This window comes from Flavobacterium reichenbachii, assembly GCF_002217435.1.
Taxonomy (GTDB): Bacteria; Bacteroidota; Bacteroidia; order Flavobacteriales; family Flavobacteriaceae; genus Flavobacterium; species Flavobacterium reichenbachii.
In genome coordinates, this window is sequence record NZ_MUHF01000019.1 from 281785 (window position 1) to 298859 (window position 17075).

18 protein-coding genes are annotated in these 17075 nt (G+C 33.2%); 8 read left to right on the forward strand and 10 right to left on the reverse strand.

Going from position 1 to position 17075, the window contains the following annotated elements; all coding sequences use genetic code 11:
• The first annotated feature begins 885 nt into the window (after positions 1 to 885).
• Entirely contained in the window at positions 886 to 1179 is a 294-nt protein-coding gene (locus B0A68_RS24865; protein WP_394332271.1) for a helix-turn-helix domain-containing protein, read from the forward strand.
• 147 nt (positions 1180 to 1326) lie between these two features.
• On the opposite strand, the gene B0A68_RS16340 is transcribed toward B0A68_RS24865, so the two are convergent.
• The 3 genes from B0A68_RS16340 to B0A68_RS16350 are packed head-to-tail and all read right to left on the reverse strand — an operon-like array spanning position 1327 to position 1837.
• Complete coding sequence (locus tag B0A68_RS16340; protein WP_089069757.1) at positions 1327 to 1467, reverse strand: TIGR04149 family rSAM-modified RiPP; 141 nt, start codon at positions 1465 to 1467, stop codon at positions 1327 to 1329.
• 38 nt (positions 1468 to 1505) lie between these two features.
• Entirely contained in the window at positions 1506 to 1649 is a 144-nt protein-coding gene (locus B0A68_RS16345; RefSeq protein ID WP_089069758.1) for an rSAM-modified peptide, read from the reverse strand.
• A 5-nt stretch (positions 1650 to 1654) separates the two neighbouring features.
• On the reverse strand, positions 1655 to 1837 hold the full coding sequence (locus tag B0A68_RS16350; RefSeq protein ID WP_035686555.1) for a hypothetical protein: 183 nt from the start codon (positions 1835 to 1837) through the stop codon (positions 1655 to 1657).
• Between the two features lie 429 nt (positions 1838 to 2266).
• Here B0A68_RS16350 and B0A68_RS16355 point away from each other — a divergent pair, with 429 nt between their 5' ends.
• The 5 genes from B0A68_RS16355 to B0A68_RS16375 all read left to right on the forward strand — a co-directional run bounded on the left by B0A68_RS16355 (position 2267) and on the right by B0A68_RS16375 (position 9459).
• The gene (locus tag B0A68_RS16355; protein ID WP_035686552.1) at positions 2267 to 3823 is read left to right on the forward strand and encodes a vitamin K epoxide reductase family protein; all 1557 of its coding nucleotides are present in this window, start codon (positions 2267 to 2269) and stop codon (positions 3821 to 3823) included.
• 34 nt (positions 3824 to 3857) lie between these two features.
• Positions 3858 to 4040, forward strand: a complete 183-nt coding sequence (locus tag B0A68_RS16360; protein WP_035686550.1) for a hypothetical protein — start codon at positions 3858 to 3860, stop codon at positions 4038 to 4040.
• A gap of 692 nt (positions 4041 to 4732) precedes the next feature.
• Positions 4733 to 5758: a hypothetical protein gene (locus B0A68_RS16365; RefSeq protein ID WP_123947519.1), complete on the forward strand. Its 1026-nt coding sequence runs from the start codon at positions 4733 to 4735 to the stop codon at positions 5756 to 5758.
• Positions 5759 to 5973: 215 nt separating this feature from the next.
• On the forward strand, positions 5974 to 8166 hold the full coding sequence (locus B0A68_RS16370; protein ID WP_035686538.1) for a peptidase domain-containing ABC transporter: 2193 nt from the start codon (positions 5974 to 5976) through the stop codon (positions 8164 to 8166).
• Between the two features lie 3 nt (positions 8167 to 8169).
• Complete coding sequence (locus tag B0A68_RS16375) at positions 8170 to 9459, forward strand: HlyD family secretion protein (RefSeq protein WP_035686536.1); 1290 nt, start codon at positions 8170 to 8172, stop codon at positions 9457 to 9459.
• Here the strand turns inward: B0A68_RS16375 and B0A68_RS16380 are convergent.
• The 3 genes from B0A68_RS16380 to B0A68_RS16390 form a co-directional block, all read right to left on the reverse strand.
• On the reverse strand, positions 9456 to 10163 hold the full coding sequence (locus B0A68_RS16380) for a tRNA1(Val) (adenine(37)-N6)-methyltransferase (RefSeq protein WP_035686535.1): 708 nt from the start codon (positions 10161 to 10163) through the stop codon (positions 9456 to 9458). The two genes, B0A68_RS16375 and B0A68_RS16380, sit on opposite strands and share 4 nt — an antisense overlap.
• Positions 10164 to 10277: 114 nt before the next feature.
• Positions 10278 to 10802: a ribosome maturation factor RimM gene (gene rimM / locus B0A68_RS16385; RefSeq protein WP_035686533.1), complete on the reverse strand. Its 525-nt coding sequence runs from the start codon at positions 10800 to 10802 to the stop codon at positions 10278 to 10280.
• A gap of 15 nt (positions 10803 to 10817) precedes the next feature.
• Positions 10818 to 11384 (reverse strand): 30S ribosomal protein S16, encoded by a 567-nt coding sequence (locus tag B0A68_RS16390; RefSeq protein ID WP_035686531.1) that lies wholly within the window; start codon positions 11382 to 11384, stop codon positions 10818 to 10820.
• A 206-nt stretch (positions 11385 to 11590) separates the two neighbouring features.
• Between B0A68_RS16390 and B0A68_RS16395 the strand changes: the two genes are divergently transcribed.
• Together B0A68_RS16395 and B0A68_RS16400 are read left to right on the forward strand one after the other, a co-directional pair.
• Entirely contained in the window at positions 11591 to 12073 is a 483-nt protein-coding gene (locus tag B0A68_RS16395) for a DUF6252 family protein (RefSeq protein ID WP_035686529.1), read from the forward strand.
• A gap of 133 nt (positions 12074 to 12206) precedes the next feature.
• The gene (locus B0A68_RS16400) at positions 12207 to 12563 is read left to right on the forward strand and encodes an RNA recognition motif domain-containing protein (protein ID WP_035686525.1); all 357 of its coding nucleotides are present in this window, start codon (positions 12207 to 12209) and stop codon (positions 12561 to 12563) included.
• A 124-nt stretch (positions 12564 to 12687) separates the two neighbouring features.
• Here the strand turns inward: B0A68_RS16400 and leuB are convergent, their stop codons facing one another.
• From leuB to B0A68_RS16420, 4 genes are all read right to left on the reverse strand, one after another.
• Complete coding sequence (gene leuB / locus B0A68_RS16405) at positions 12688 to 13749, reverse strand: 3-isopropylmalate dehydrogenase (RefSeq protein ID WP_035686522.1); 1062 nt, start codon at positions 13747 to 13749, stop codon at positions 12688 to 12690.
• Between the two features lie 125 nt (positions 13750 to 13874).
• Positions 13875 to 15395, reverse strand: a complete 1521-nt coding sequence (locus B0A68_RS16410; protein ID WP_035686520.1) for an alpha-isopropylmalate synthase regulatory domain-containing protein — start codon at positions 15393 to 15395, stop codon at positions 13875 to 13877.
• A gap of 232 nt (positions 15396 to 15627) precedes the next feature.
• Entirely contained in the window at positions 15628 to 16224 is a 597-nt protein-coding gene (gene leuD, locus B0A68_RS16415; protein ID WP_035686517.1) for a 3-isopropylmalate dehydratase small subunit, read from the reverse strand.
• 11 nt (positions 16225 to 16235) lie between these two features.
• The gene (locus B0A68_RS16420; RefSeq protein WP_035686515.1) at positions 16236 to 17072 is read right to left on the reverse strand and encodes a hypothetical protein; all 837 of its coding nucleotides are present in this window, start codon (positions 17070 to 17072) and stop codon (positions 16236 to 16238) included.
• Positions 17073 to 17075 lie beyond the last annotated feature (3 nt).

Here is a 17075-nt window from a genome sequence, read left to right on the forward strand (position 1 = left end):
CAGAACGCTAAAAGTAATATGTATACCAATTTAGGTAATTCGTATGAAGGGTATTTTATGAAAAACAGAACCAAGACACACTTATTGGATTCTGCAGCCTATTTTTATAAAAAAGCAATTACCTTCTCTCAAAAATATACCGACAATAAAATTACTGCCAAGCTGAGTTTGGGTAATATTTATTTGATGAAAAATGATTACGAAAATGCTGAAAAAGTCTATTATGATGTTGCTTTTTATGCAAAACAGAATAGCAGTGAGCAGTTTTTTCAGGTCGCAACATACAATTTGGGTGATTTATATTACGCTACCAAAAAATATGATAAAGCACTTGTTTTTCTGAAGCGAGTAGATTCTATTTCGCTGAAAAGCAAAACCTTTGATAATAGTTTTTTTAAGTCAAACTACATTCAGGCAAAAATTTACAATCTAAAAAATGAACCCGAACTAGCTTATAAACATTCTAAGATTTATCTGGATGCCTACGAAAAATTTGAAAGCAAATTAAGAGACGAAGCCGTAGAGGTTAACTATAAATTAGGCGTTGAAGATCTTGGAGATGAAATGCTTAACATTCAGGAAAAATATAAATATGAAGTTTTATGGAATAAAGCATTAAAAGTATTTTACGTTTTGCTTGTTGTTGGAATTGTCTTTTTATTGATAAAAAATATTAGAGATAAAAATAAAGCGCATAAAAAAATGAACGCTTTGATAGAAGAGTTTAAAGCTAATTTGGAGAAAAAAGAACATCCAGAAGAAATAATTGAAGCAGAAACTGCTGAAATTGAAGATGTAACATTCAAAAAGGAGAATGCCAATTTAACTATTGACGAAGCCAAAGAAAACAAAATTGTAGAAAAACTGCTTGCCCTGGAAGAAAAATTGGAGTACTTAAATGCAGATTTCACACTTGCTTATGCCGCAAAAAAAGTAAAAACAAATACAACCTATCTGTCTTATATAGTAAACAAGCGATTTGGTAAATCGTTTGGAGAATATTCTAATGAGCTAAAAATCAATTACGTAATTAATGAGATGATTACAAATCATTTATACCGTAAATATTCAACACAGGCTATTGCAGAAAGTGTTGGGTTTAAGAATGCGGTATCTTTTGCAAAATCATTTCGCAAAAGAACTGGAGTATCTCCAGCTCAGTTTGCGAATAATATTTAATTAAGAAGTTTTCTTTATTAATAATTTTTAAAAGTTTTAAAGATTTGATTTACAATAATCTCTTCACTTTTATTGGATTTTTTTCTATTCGAGTGCCCCGTGCATCTTTATAGTTTTGAGTTTTTCAGCTTTAGCTTAAACAAGTTTTTAGCCGTTACCGCTTCCTCCGCCTGTTTTTCCCGGATCTGTAGGCGGGTCTTCACCGTCGCCTCCTCTAAGCATTTTTTGTTGTTTCGTTGATAATTTCTCGTTTTCGAAATCTTCAAATTTTATTTTTGTATTTTTCATGAGTTTATGGTTTAGTTACTAGAATGATTAATAGGTTATTAGCCGTTTCCGTTTCCGCCTCCTCCTTTTCCTGGATCTATCGGAAGTGGTGGATCTCCGTCACCGCCTCTAACTATTAATTGCTGCTTTTTTGAAAGCTTTTCTATTCTAAAATCTTCAAAATTTAATTTTACTGTTTTCATAATTATTAAGTATTTGGTTTAATTACAGGTTGAATAATTCTTTGTGTTTCCTCCTCATCATTATTACCGCTTCCGCCGCTTCCTTTTCCCGGATCAATATCTCCATCTCCGCCACGAACTGTTTTTTGTTGTTTTTTTGATAATTTTTCGTCTTGAAAATCTTCAAATTTTAAGGCTTTTTTCTTCATTTTTGTGTGTATTATATTTAAGTTTAAGGATAATCTTATGGATAAAATCCATGCGTAAATGCTTGTTTTTTTTTTGATTTTCGAACCTGATTAAGCCCAATTCCGGACTCTATATTTATGCATTTACAAACTTAAAATTGGGGGAGTTTTTAGTCTGTTTTTTTCATGTGTTTACATGAGTAGGTTCTAACTTTATCAAAACTATAGAAAAAGAGAAACCTTTGGTCGAAAATAGACTTTTGAGACTTTTGTGAGAGATAATTTGTGCTTAATGTATTGATATACATGGTTTTAAAACTATATCTATACTAGGTATAATTTATAAATTGTATGTGGTATAATTGATAAAAAGTGTACTATCGCACATTTTTTATCAATAAAAACTACAATATTTGCATCATAATTATGATTTAAAAGCGTCGAAAAAAGATGTTGAAACTAGTCCAAAAATTTCTTCAGATAAATAAGTACTCGGATATAAAAAATGAGTTTAAAGATTTATTTCTTTCTCATCCAAATTATCCAAGCTTATTTGCGATTACAGATTCTTTCGATTTGCTTTCAATTGAGAATGCAGCCGTGAGAGTTTCGAAGGAACAAATTGTTGACTTGCCTTCAAATTTTTTAGCCTATTTTAAAGACGAACTTATATTGGTAGAAAGAGCAAAAAATTTCGTTCGTATTAATACCGTTAAAAATGCCAGTCAGAAATTATCTTATGAAAATTTCCTTTTAGATTGGAATGGAGTAATTGTTGCCATTGAACCAAATAATGTTGTGGCTAGAGAAAATCTAAAAGTTGAATATAATTGGCTAAAATATTTTCTGCCTCTTTTGCTTTTAACAGGATTATCTTTTTTTTACAATACATACAGTTTGTTTAGTATTATTTTTTTACTAACATCGATTATAGGATTAGTGATAAGCTTTTTTATAGTGCAGGAAAAACTAGGAGTAAAAAATAGTGTGATTTTAAAATTATGCAATTTAAGTTCAAACTCTTCTTGTGATTCTGTTATCAATTTTAATGAAGAGAATGAAAGCAGATGGGTTAATTTTTCAGATTTGCCTTTATTGTTTTTTAGTTCCAGTGTTATAGCGCTTTTGGTGCAGCCATTTAATTCGTCTGTTTTTATAGGTTTTTTGAGTCTATTGTCGATTCCAATTTTAGTTGGTTCAATTTGGATTCAGAAATTCGAGATCCAGAAATGGTGCGTAATGTGTTTAGTAGTTTCATTTTTGATTTTTTCTCAAAGTGTTATTTGGTTTTCATCAGACTTATTTACACTGACTTTTAATATCGAGGCTATTTTCCCTTTTTTGTTTTCGTTCATTTTGTTTATTCCAATCTGGGCAGTAATCAAATCAATGCTGAAAAACAGTCTGAACAGTGAAAACTCATTAAAAGAGCTTAAAAAATTCAAAAGAAATTATTCGCTGTTAAATTTCTTGTCAAAAAAAGTGCCTCATACAAAAGGTTTTGAGGATTTAAGAGGATTAACTTTTGGAAATAAAAGTGCAGCAGTAAAACTTTCAATTGTTATTAGTCCGAGTTGTGCACATTGTCATAAAACATTTCAGGAAGCATTTGACTTGGTTTTAAGATTTCCTGATAAGATATTTTTGAATGTTTTATTTAATATCAATCCGGAAAATAATGATAATCCGTACAAAGCCGTTGTAGAAAGGCTTTTAACGATAAATAGAGCGACTCCGGGAAAAACTGTAGAAGCAATTTCAGATTGGTATATAAAAAGAATGGGACTCAAAAAATGGTTGAAAAAATGGCATGTAGATTCTGTCAGCATGATGATCAATCAGGAGATACAGAAACAGTATGAGTGGTGTTCTAAAAATAATTTTAATTATACACCGGTCAAAATTGTAAACGAAAGATTGTTTCCTAACGAATATGAGTTAAACGAACTAAAATACTTCTTAAATGATTTTATAGAAGATATACAGGTTTTAGAAAAGACAGCTTAAAAACAAAAATTTGCTAAACTAAAAAATTGCAATTATGTTAAAAAATATTTTAAAACTGAAAGGCGCAGAGGAATTAACTGCAAGTGAGCAAAAAACAATTATTGGCGGAAATGCACCAATATGCGAAGATGGTTTTATCGCTAAACGATGTACAGAATTTGGAACTGTTCCTTCGTACTGGAGCTGTCTTCCTGTAAGTTATGTGGGAAGCTGTTAAGAAGCGATTTAAGATATAAAGTAATTTATGCTTGCTAATTTGAATAACTAAATAGTAACAGAGATTTAGAGTTACTCTGTTACTATTAAAAAAACGGTATTGTTTATGCTTAAGAAAATTTTAAATCTGGAAGATGTTCAAAGTATCAGTAAAAATGAACAGAAAACTATTAAGGGAGGAATTCCTGAGTGCTGGATTTATGCGATAGAAGCAGGATGCATTTTAATACCAAGCGGTGGTAACTGCCCCATAGACACCTCACCGGGTATTTGTGACACGAACCGTCTTTGTTGCTAATTTTTAACTTTTTTAGAAAGTAATACGATAAAGCCTTATTTAGAATTTAGTCATGTTTTTTTTGAATGTATAGGCGCTCAATCGTGGAACATTGAGCAATTTCCCCACATTGATGATTGGTGTTGGGATTCTAAGGAATATGGGCACTGGGTTAATTTTATTTGGTTAGGGTTAACCAAGTGCCACATCCTTGAGAAATTGTGTTACTTATAAATGTTTTTAAATATAACAGAGGAGAGAATATCTTCTCTGTTTTTTTATGTACAAAAATTAGAATCTTTCCAGATGCTTTTAATTATAAAAAAAACCTTTAATATCATAAATTTGAATTTTAAAAGAAAAAGATTATTTAAATAAATGCCACACAATTTCTAAAATAAGAGAACCAGAACAATATGCTTTTTAAAATAAAATTATTTTTTATAATTTTCCTATTGATGAATTTGAATTTATTCTCACAAAATGAAGAATCTAAGTACATTAGTCAAAATGGTTTTAGTCAGGTAAATATAATTTCAAAAAAAGATACAATCTCTTTTTTAACAACCAATGTCGATACTAAAAAAGCAAAGCCAACTATTCTATTTTTACAGGGCTCGTTACCCAAACCGATAATTTTTCATGATTCGACAGGAGCAAGTGTTACTGCATTTCCATTTGAAATTGACACGTATTTAAAGCGCTTTAACTTTGTTGTTATTGCCAGACATGGCATTCCGATAGTGGGATCTTATGAAAAAGATACGGGCGGATACTTAGATAAAAACGGCAAAGTTCCAGCTGAATATGTCAAATACGATAATTTAAAATACCGAACATTTCAAGCAAAGTCTGTTGTAGATTATCTTTATAAACAGAAATGGGTTCAAAAAGATTCTATATTTGTTATTGGTCATTCTGAGGGATATAGAGTAGCAGCCAAACTTTCAGAGAATAACAGGAAAATTGCGAAGTTAGTTTGTATGTCAGCCAATCCATTTAATAGAATAGCTGAATACGTTTTAAAATCAAGAATAGAAACGTTATCAACAGCGTCCGATAGTTTACTTCAAAAAGAAATTGAAAGCGATATTAAAAGCTTTAAAAACATTCCTAAGGATATCGAAGTATATAAAAATGACTATGAAGACTATAATTGGATGAGCTACAATAGCGTCCTGTCTTTTGACAGCTTTTCAAAATTTAAAAATCCTATTCTTGTCACCTACGGAACAGAAGACAGAGGGTCGCTAAATAATGATTTACTTCCTTTTTTGCTAAGGAAGACAAAATTAACAATGTTTGTTTATCCAGATCTAGATCATAATTACAGTAAAAAAGAAATTGATAAAAATGGAAATGAACTAGAAAACAGCTATCATTGGGATAGAGTCTTTAAGGATATACAAAATTGGCTTCTACGGAATAGTATGAAAGAGTAGATTTTAGTTTTAGAATTATAAAACAGGAACTATAATGCTTGTCATTTTTAGCTAAAGTTCATGTGTTTTTTGAATTCATTTTAATTGTTAATTATTTTTTTAATTGAAATAAAGGAAAAACAATTAATTTCTAATTTCTAGCTTGTAAATATCATATTTTTGTAAGACATAAAGCACTAATACTATTTGCATAATGATTTAATTTTAACTTTAAATTGAAAAAATTTCCCAATTACAAACAGGCAGATCGTAAAGATTGTGGTCCGACATGTTTAAAAATTATAGCTAAACATTACGGTAAAACAATTCATATTCAGGAGTTGAGAGACAAAAGCGAAACAACTCGTGAGGGAAGTAATATGCTTTTTCTGAGTGATGCTGCCGAAAATATTGGTTTTAGAACTTTAGTTGTAAAATTAGCTGCAGAAAGGCTGGATGAAGCACCTCTTCCCTGCATTCTGCACTGGAATAAAGATCATTATGTTGTTTTATACAAAATAAAGAAAAACACCTATTATATTTCTGATCCTGCATTTGGCTTAATCGAGTACAACAAACAGGATTTTATTAAATTCTGGATAGGAAACAATGCCGATGAATCTACTAAAGAAGGCGTTGCGCTATTGATAGAAGCAGCACCAAAGTTTTTTCAATCTGAATTTGATAAAGAAGAAAATAAAGGATTAGGATTTCGCTTGTTGGCACAATATGTTTTGCGATATAAATCATATTTAGTACAACTGAGTATAGGTTTGCTTGCAAGCAGTTTATTGCAGCTTATCTTTCCTTTTTTAACCCAAAGTATTGTAGACGTCGGAATTCAAAATCAAAACTTGAATTTTATTTATTTAATACTTTTTGCAATGCTTTTTGTATTTGCAGGAAGAACAGGTTTAGAACTCATTCGGAGCTGGATTTTGCTCCATCTTTCAACCCGCATAAATATTTCATTAATTTCAGACTTCTTTATAAAATTAATGAACCTGCCCATTTCTTTTTTTGATGTAAGAATGACCGGAGATATCATGCAGCGGATCAATGACCATAAGCGAATAGAGAAAATCCTCACCACATCATCGCTCAATGTTCTGTTTTCTGTAATAAATATGTTTGTAATGGGAGCCGTGCTGGCATATTTTAACCTGCAGATCTTTCTGGTGTTTTTTGCCGGAAGCATTCTTTATTTTGGATGGATTACGCTGTTTTTAAAAAGAAGAGAAGTTCTGGATTATAAACGTTTTTCTGAAGTTTCCCAGGAACAAAGCAAAGTAATGGAACTCATAAACGGAATGCAGGAGATCAAACTCCACAACGCAGAAAAACAAAAACGCTGGGGCTGGGAATATGTGCAGGCAAGGCTTTTTAGAGTTTCTATAAAAAGTCTGGTTTTAGAGCAGACTCAAACCATCGGCTCCTCTGTAATTAATGAACTGAAAAATATTTTCATCATATTTCTTTCTGCAAAACTGGTAATTGACGGCTCTATTACGTTAGGGATGATGCTGGCCATAAGTTCTATCGTGGGAAGTTTAAACGGGCCGATTACACAGCTTATTGAGTTTGTTAGAGAACTTCAGGATGCCAAAATATCTTTGGCAAGATTATCTGAAATTCACGAAAAAGAAGATGAAACACAGCAGGAAACCCATCAGACAAACGAAGTGCCGTATGATTCAGATATTGAAATCAAAAATCTTTCTTATCGCTATTTAGGCTCAGATATTCCGGTTTTAGATAATTTAAGCCTGATCATTCCCACCAATAAAGTTACTGCAATAGTCGGCGTCAGCGGAAGCGGAAAAACAACTTTAATGAAATTGCTGCTTAAATTTTATGAACCTGAGAAAGGAGAAATATTGATAGGGAATTCAAACCTTAAAAACATTTCACAAAAAGCCTGGCGCTCCAAAATTGGCGCAGTAATGCAGGAAGGATTTATTTTTAGCGACACCATTGCCCATAATATTGCTTTTGGAGTAGACAGAATTGACAAACAGCGCCTGGTTTATGCCGCAGATGTAGCAAACATAAAAGAATATATAAGCGAACTGCCTCTTGGTTTTAATACAAAAATTGGTGCAGAGGGAGTAGGCATGAGCACCGGCCAGAAGCAGCGGTTATTAATTGCAAGAGCCGTTTATAAAAATCCGGAAATCTTGTTTTTTGATGAGGCAACTTCGGCTTTAGATGCAAATAATGAGAAAGAAATAATGCGGAAATTAGATCTGTTCTTTAAAGATAAAACTGTCGTTGTAATTGCGCACAGATTAAGCACGGTTATGAATGCCGACCAGATTGTGGTTTTAGACAAAGGAAAAATCATTGAAATCGGAAGCCATTCGGCATTAGTAGAACAAAAAGGGAATTATTTTGAACTGGTTAAAAATCAACTGCAATTAGGAAATTAAATCATGACTGAAGAATCGTTCGAATTAAGAAGTGAAGAAGTGCAGGATATCCTCACTAAAGTGCCGCACTGGATGATCAGATGGGGAACGGTCTTAATATTTGCCATTATTCTGATGCTCTTTTTTGTGTCGTGGTTTATTAAATATCCGGATGTTGTTACTACCGAAATTGTAATTACAACCAATATTCCGCCGGAAAAAATCGTTTCAAAATCCTCCGGCCGTATCGAAGCGATTCTGGTTCACGATAAATCACTGGTATCAAAAAACAGCACTCTGGCTATTATTGAGAATACGGCCAGTTATAAAGATGTTTTTTTATTAAAAAGCATTGTAGACCAATATGATGTAAATGATTCTGCAAAAGAATTTCCTTTTGAGAAACTCAAAAACAAACAGCTGGGCGAAATTGAAAGCGCTTATGCGGTATTTCAAAAAGATTATCAGGCACAGGAACTAAATCAAAATTTACAGCCTTTTGAAATCGAAAACAGAGCGCAGATTTCAGAAAAGATTCAAATTAAAGAAAGACTTGAAATCCTGCAGCAGCAAAAAGTAATTAACGAAAGTGAATTACAGCTTCAGAAAAATGAAATTGCGCGTTTTGAGACTTTGTTTAATAAAGGAATTATTTCGGCTCAGGAAATGGAAGCCAAAAAACTAAGCTACCTGCAGGCTACTAAAAGTTATAAAGGGCTTTTATCGTCGATTTCTCAATTAAGATCTTCTTTGATAGACAATACAAAATCAAGCCAGAATTCGCATATAAACAGCACTAAAGAAGAGGTTAATCTTGGGCGCAACATGGCCCAGTCGTTTTATCAGCTCAAAAAAGTGATCAAAGACTGGGAACTGGCCTATGCCATACAATCTTCTGTAAGCGGCGTGGTTACTTTTCTGCAGGTCTGGACAGAGAATCAAACCATAAATGTGGGAGATAACGTGTTCTCGATTATTCCTAATGCCAAAAATAGTTTTATCGGAAAAGTAAAAGCACCAGCCTTAAATTCCGGAAAAATAAAAATCGGGCAAAGGGTAAACATACGACTGGCTAATTTTCCAGACAGAGAATTTGGTGTTTTATACGGCAAAATTCAAAACATTTCTTTGGTGCCCGATAAAGAAGGTAATTTACTGCTGGATGTTGCCCTGCCAAACGGATTACAGACGTCGTATAAAAAACAAATCATTTTTCAGCAGGAAATGAAAGGAAGTGCAGAAATTGTAACCGAAGATCTGCGATTAATCGAAAGAATTCTATATCAGTTCAAAAGTATTTTTGAACAAGTTTAAAACTTCAAATAAAATTCTTTTGTAAGCTCAATATATTCAGGAGTATAAACATGTCTGTCGATTTCAATAATCAATTCGTTAATTTCAATTTCAGAATTTTCATTTCGGCTGAAAGCCAATAGACTACGTTTAATCTCTGATTTTGGTGTTCCTTTGATACGAGTGATTTTTATTGGATATAATTCTGATTCTTTGGCAAGAGCGATAAATTTTTCTTCTTCTTTGAATGGTAGAATTAAGGCGAATATTCCGTTTTCAGAAAGTAATAAATCGGCGGCCTCAACTAATTCTTCAAAAGGCATTGCATCTTGAAAACGAGCTAAATCGCGTTGTTCATTTTCTGTTTTATAATCTTCAGCATAAAAAGGCGGATTTGAAACGATCAAATCATATTCGTCTTCCGGCTCATCAATAAATTCATCTAAACCGGCGTGAAAGCAAAATAAACGGTCTCCCCAAGGCGAATTTTCAAAATTATCAACTGCTTGTTCATAAGCGTCTTCATCAATTTCCAAAGCGTCAATTTGTTCCGCATTCGTTCGTTGTGCAAGCATCAATGCAATAATTCCAGTTCCAGCGCCAATATCCAATACACTAAACGGGTTGTGATGAACAGGAGCCCAAGAACCAAGTAAAACACCATCTGTGCCAACTTTCATAGCGGTTTTATCTTGTTTAACAGAAAATTGCTTGAATTGAAACACTAGAGTTAAGATTTAAGATTAACGATTTTTGATTTCAGATGGACTGAATATTAAGACAAGACTTTTAATAGTAAGATTTAAAGTGAGTCTAAAATGTCTAACAAAAAATCTAATTTAAAGGTACATTTCTACCAATCCTTCTGGCAGATTCATGATCACTTTTTTGTTTTCACGGTCAATTTTTACTAGAAAATGGTCAATCATAGGAACCAAAATTTCGACTTCACCATTTAAAACCTCAAAAAGAGGTTGTGCAGAAGTATCGTTTACTGAAGTAATTTTTCCGAAAACACCTAAACGCTGGTCTTCGATTTCAAAACCAATAACTTCGTGAAAATAAAATTTGTTGCCGGTAAGTTTTGGCAGCATTGTTAAAGGAAGATAAACAGCATTTCCAACTAAGGCATCTGCTTCTTCCTCATTATTTACATCTTCAAAACGAACTCTTAAGAAGTCGTTTTTGTGTAAAGAACTTGTTTCAATAAAAAAAGGAACCAAGTGTTTGTTATGTTCAACAAACACTGATTCCAGATTTTCGTATAACTCAGGTTCGTCTGTATCTAAATAGATCAGAACTTCACCTTTGAAACTAAATTTTTTAGCGATTTTACCTAAATAAAAACATTCTTCTTTACGCATTATCGCTTAATATAATTATGCTTCAGTTGTTTCGTTATTCTCTTCAGCAGCAGGAGCTTCTTCAGTAGATTCTTCTACTTCAGCAACTTCTTCTTCAACTGCAGGAGTTGCAGCAGCGATAGCATCAGCTTCAGCCTGAGCTGCAGCAGCTAAACGTTTTGCGTTAACTTCTTGTTCTGCTTTCAAAGCTTTAGCTTTAACATCAGCTTGTGCTTTTGTTAAACCTTCTTTTTTAGCATCAACTTTTCCAGCTTTAGCTTCTAACCAAGCAGCTAATTTAGCATCAGCTTGTTCTTGAGTTAAAGCTCCTTTACGGATACCTCCATCAAGGTGGTGTTTTAATAAAGCACCTTTGTAAGAAAGAATTGCTCTTGCAGTATCAGTTGGTTGTGCACCATTGTGTAACCATTTTACTGCGCTGTCAAGGTTTAACTCAACAGTTGCTGGGTTAGTGTTTGGATTGTAAGTACCGATTTTCTCTAAGTATTTACCATCTCTTTTTGAGCGTGCATCTGCAGCTACAACCCAGTAAAAAGGTTTTCCTTTTTTACCGTGTCTTTGTAATCTAATTTTTACTGACATAATCGTTTGATTAAATTTTGAGGTACTCGACCTCTATTAATTAAGGGCGCAAAGATATAATTTTTTTCTGAATTGGCATTCAAAATTATATTAAATAGACAAACTTGGTTTTTTGTACAAAAAAGAGTGTTTTTTGGTTCAGATTTTATTATTTGTTCTAAATGAGATACTTTTGCCCGGAATCTTTTTTCAAATACCACCACACTATGAAAAAATATATGTTTTTACTGGCTTTGATGCTTGTGTTTTTTTCTTGTTCAGAAGATGTAAAATTTAATAATCCGGCATTTCAGGGTGTAAAGGATAATGTTTTCTGGAGAGCTCAAGTATATACCGCTTCTATGAGTACAAATGGTAATTTGATTATTCAGGGAAGTCTGGGGCTCGAAAAAGTAACATTAACAATAGCTTCTCCTGCCTTACAGACTAATATGCTTGGAGTTGACGATGTTTCTAAAGCATCCTATATTAATGAATATGCAGCGAAAGCAATTACTTTTTCGACAGGAAAAAACATAGGAAACGGACAAGTTACAGTTACTGAATTTAATGCTGAAGCAAAAACGATTTCAGGGACATTCAAATTTACTGCATTAAATTTAAATGAAAGTGATACAGAAAATTCAAAAGTAAACTTTACCGAAGGAGTTTTTTATAAAGTGCCGATTTCTACTGTCATTGAGTATTAAGTTTTTCTTTGATTTAGGCATGTTTGAGAGAGATATACTTTTTAAAATCAAAATAAAAACATAAATAAGCTAATATATAGTAGATTAGAGAAAAATAAGATTACATTTGTGAGATTATTATAAATAAGTACATATGAACATTTTTGTTGGAAGCCTTCCATTTAGTATTGAGGAAGCAGATTTAAGAGAGTCTTTCGAGGCTTACGGAGCAGTTGATTCAGTTAAAATTATTACTGATAAATTTACTGGAAGAAGCAAAGGTTTTGGTTTCGTAGAGATGCCAAACGATGCGGAAGCTCAAAAAGCAATTGATGAATTGAACGGAGCTACTGTTCAAGGTCGTGCAATTGTGGTTAATAAATCTGAACCGAAACCAGAAGGTGAAAGAAGAAGCTTCAATAATAACAGCCGTGGTGGAGATTCACGCGGAGGTTATGGTGGAGGAAACCGTGGTGGAAATGACCGTGGTGGTAACAGAGGAGGATATTAATATTTTTTTCTAAATATATAAAAGGGATCAACGAAAGTTGATCCCTTTTTTTGTGGTAAAATTTTGTTTCAGGTTTCAGGTTTCAAGTTTCAAGTTGGAAAACCTGAAACCTGAAACAAAAAAACTATAAATTAGCAACTAACCAATCTCCAACTTCGCTGGTTTTGTATGATTTACTTCCTTTTACAGCTAAATCTTCTGTAACAACTCCTTCTTCTAAAGATTTGTTTACAACCGCTCTAATCGCTTCGGCTTCGTCTTTTAAGCCAAAAGCATCTTCGAACATCATTGCAGCAGATAAAATAGTCGCTAACGGATTAGCAATATTTAATCCGGTTGCCTGCGGATAAGATCCATGGATTGGTTCGTATAGTGAAGTGTGTTCTCCAACAGAAGCAGAAGGCATTAATCCCATTGAACCTGAAATTACAGAAGCTTCATCGGTTAAAATATCTCCGAATAAATTCTCCGTAATTAAAACATCATAAGAATTTGGCCATTGAACTAAGCGCATTGCTACAGCATCAACAAATTCGTAAGAAACGGTAACTTCAGGATAATCTTTTTCCATTGCTTGAACTGTTTCTCTCCATAAACGTGAAGTTTCCAAAACGTTTGCTTTATCAACGCAGCATAATTTTTTGCTACGAGTCATTGCCAATTCGAAACCTTTTTTAGCCAAACGCTGAACTTCGGCTCTTGTGTAAACACAGTTGTCAAAAGCAGTTTCTCCACCGTCTCTTCTTCCTTTTTCTCCAAAATAGATTCCGCCGGTTAATTCTCTTAAGAAAACTAAATCAGTTCCTTCGATTCTTTCTCTTTTTAAAGGTGAATTATCAATTAAAGAAGGAAAAGTAAAAGTTGGACGCACGTTAGCAAACAAACCTAATTTTTTACGCATCAACAATAATCCTTGCTCCGGGCGAACTGGCGCACTTGGATCATTATCGTATTTCGGGTGACCGATTGCTCCAAACAAAACGGCATCAGCTTTCATGCAAACTTCATGTGTTTCATCAGGGTAAGGAACTCCAACAGCATCAATTGCTGCAGCGCCTGTAAGAGCTGGTGTCCAGGTTATTTCGTGATTGAATTTTTTTGCAATAGCATCAGATACTTTTACGGCTTCATTAATTACTTCAGGACCAATTCCGTCTCCTGCTAAAAGGGCTATGTTTAATTTCATTCTATGTGTGTTATTTAAGGTTCAAAGGTTTAGAGGAACAAAGGTTCAAAGGTTCAAAGGTGTTGGAATGTAAACTTATTTTTTAGTCTTTGTCCCTTTGTTCCTCTGAACCTTTGTCCCTAATATTAAGCTATTACATTAAGCATCTTTTGTGTTGCAATAATAGCTGCAACGGTTTGATCTGAATCTAATCCTCTTGTTTTAAATTCTTTACCGTTGTTTACCCAAGTAATAATCGTTTCGCATAAGGCGTCCGAACTACTTCCGGGTGGAATTCTAACTGCGTAATCAATCAATTTTGGCAGTGTTAATTTTTTGCTTTTGTATATTTTTGACAAAGCATTCATAAAAGCATCAAACTGACCGTCGCCCTGAGCATTTTCTTCGATGATTTCGCCATCGATTTTTAAAAGCAAAGTTGTTGACGGGCGCATCCCTTTTGAATGCATTAGTACATAAGATTCTATGGTGATTTTATCTTCATAAGTATGACTGTCCAAAACATCTGATATAATGTATGGAAGATCTTCTTTAGTAACGGTTTCTTTTTTATCACCCAATTCGATGATTCTTTGAGTTACCAATTTTAAATCTTCCTGGTTTAATTTTAAACCCAATTCCTGAAGATTTTTTTCGATATTGGCTTTTCCAGAAGTTTTTCCTAGAGCGTATTTTCGTTTTCTTCCAAAGCGTTCCGGAAGTAAATCATTAAAATATAAATTGTTTTTATTATCGCCATCAGCATGGATTCCTGCAGTCTGCGTAAAAACATTATCTCCTACAATGGGTTTATTGGCCGGAATTCTATATCCGGTAAAAGTTTCCACCAGTTTACTTACAGTATACAAAGAAGTTTCCTTTATGTTGATGCTGACTTCTGGCAGATAATCGTTTATTACAGCAACAGTACTTTCAAGCGGAGCATTTCCGGCGCGTTCTCCCATTCCGTTTACGGTTACGTGAAGTCCGTTTATACCGGCTTTTATGGCTTCCATAACGTTAGCGATACTTAAGTCATAATCGTTATGTGCGTGAAAATCAAAATGAATCTGTGGATATTTTGCTCTAATTTTAGAAATAAATTCAAAAGTCTGAGACGGAATTAATACGCCTAAAGTATCTGGGAGTAAAATTCTTTTTACGGGCTGCGTTGAAAGAAAATCCAAAAATTGAAAAACATATTCTGGAGAATTTCGCATTCCGTTGCTCCAATCTTCTAAGTAAACATTGGTTTCAATATTATTCTCTTTTGCTAATGTGATAATTTGTGCAATCTCAGAAAAGTGTTGTTCTGGTGTTTTTTTTAATTGATGCGTCAGGTGGTTCATTGAACCTTTAGTCAACAAATTCTGCACTTTGGCACCGGCTTTTTTCATCCATTCAATGGAAACACCGCCGTCTACAAAAGAAAGGACTTCGATACGATTAATATATCCTCTTTCATTTGCCCAGTTTGTAATTCCTTTTACAGCTTGAAATTCACCTTCGCTCACGCGTGCCGAAGCAATTTCGATTCTATCAATATTTAATTCCTCCAGCAACAATTGTGCAATGGTTAGTTTTTCTGCAGCAGAAAAAGATACTCCTGAGGTTTGTTCACCATCACGAAGTGTCGTATCCATTATTTCAATTTTTCTTTTTTCCATATTGAAAATCTATGATTCTGATTTAATTTGACGCAGATTTTACGGATTTGCTATCACGAAGACGCAGATTCACGAGGATTTTTTTACTTAGTTAAAAAATGAAATCTGTTTTTTTTTCGAGTTTTTGCGATAGCAAATCTGTTTAATCTGCGTTCTGTGTTTTCTAAGTTAATTTAGAAAGACCCGACAGGTTTCAAAAACCTGTCGGGTCTACTATATCGAACAAGATTTTTTAGTAAGGAAGTTTATCGGCGAAAGCCACAATATCTTCTTTAATATTTTGTAAATAATCAATGTCATCAAAACCATTAATCATGTTGTTCTTTTTGTATCCGTTGATGGCGAAAGATTCTTGCTGACCCGTTGCCAATAAAGTAATGGTTTGGTTTGGTAAATTAATTTCTAATTCTGTTTTAGGATCAGCTTCAATTGCTTTAAAGATTGTATCAGCAAATTCAGGGCTCACCTGAACTGGCAAAACACCAATATTCAAACAGTTTCCTTTGAAGATATCGGCAAAGAAACTTGAAACTACAGCTCTAAAACCGTAATCGTAAACTGCCCACGCAGCGTGTTCTCTAGAAGATCCAGAACCGAAGTTTTTTCCTCCAACCAAGATTTTTCCGCTGTAAGTTGAATCGTTTAAAACGAAATCTGCTTTTGGAGTGTCGTCTCCGTTATATCTCCAGTCTCTAAAAAGATTGTCTCCAAAACCTTCACGTTTTGTAGCTTTAAGGAAACGAGCCGGGATAATTTGATCTGTATCTACGTTCTCAATTGGCAGCGGTACTGCGCTGCTGGTAAGTATATTAAATTTATCGTATGCCATTGTTGTTCTTTTTATTTTATTCTGTTTTTTATTTCCTCAAGGATGTAAATATTTAATTCTAGTCCACTTTTGCCTTCAGGTAAACTAAAATCGCTAATGATTATTTGTTTTATTATTTCATAGCCATTTAAAGCATCAACATTACTGAAAAAAATATTCTCCCATTTTTGTATTTTATCTGGATCTTTTAACTCGATTCCATTATCATAAAAATTAATAGGCAGAAAATTTATCTCTTTTAAAGAAACACTTTCTTTTTTTTGATCCTGGTTATATTTTAAATAAGTAATTGAATACTCTAAACATTGTTTGACTCTTTTCGAAATCTCTTTTATATCTTCAGGCTCATTAGGTTTTTTTCTCCAAAGATTGTATTGTTTTTGAGTGTAATCGAATTTTGAATTGTTTAATTCTTGATTCTCTTTTGTAAAAACAAATTCCATGTCTTGTGTAATAACTTTATCCTTGCCGATTATGTTAAACTTTAATTCTTTGTCACTTACAGAATGAATTTTTAGGAAAGGTTTTGTGATTCTGTTTTCAGTAAATGATAATACAGAATCAGTATCGTTAAGAGACCAATTTCCTTCAGTATATACTCCACTGTAAGCACCTAAAGTTCCTTTAAAACTTTTCTCTTTCTGAAGAAACAAATAATTTGTTTCGAAAAAACTACTCCCGAATAAGTTGCTAAGATTCAGATTAGAATTTTTGTATCTTAAACTTGGATCGTCTAGTATTTTAGAATTTACACTTTCAAAATTCCATTTTCCAACAATTTTGTCTTCTAAAGATTGATTGCAAGAATAAAAAGCTAAAATTGTAAATGCTAATACTATTTTTTTCATAAA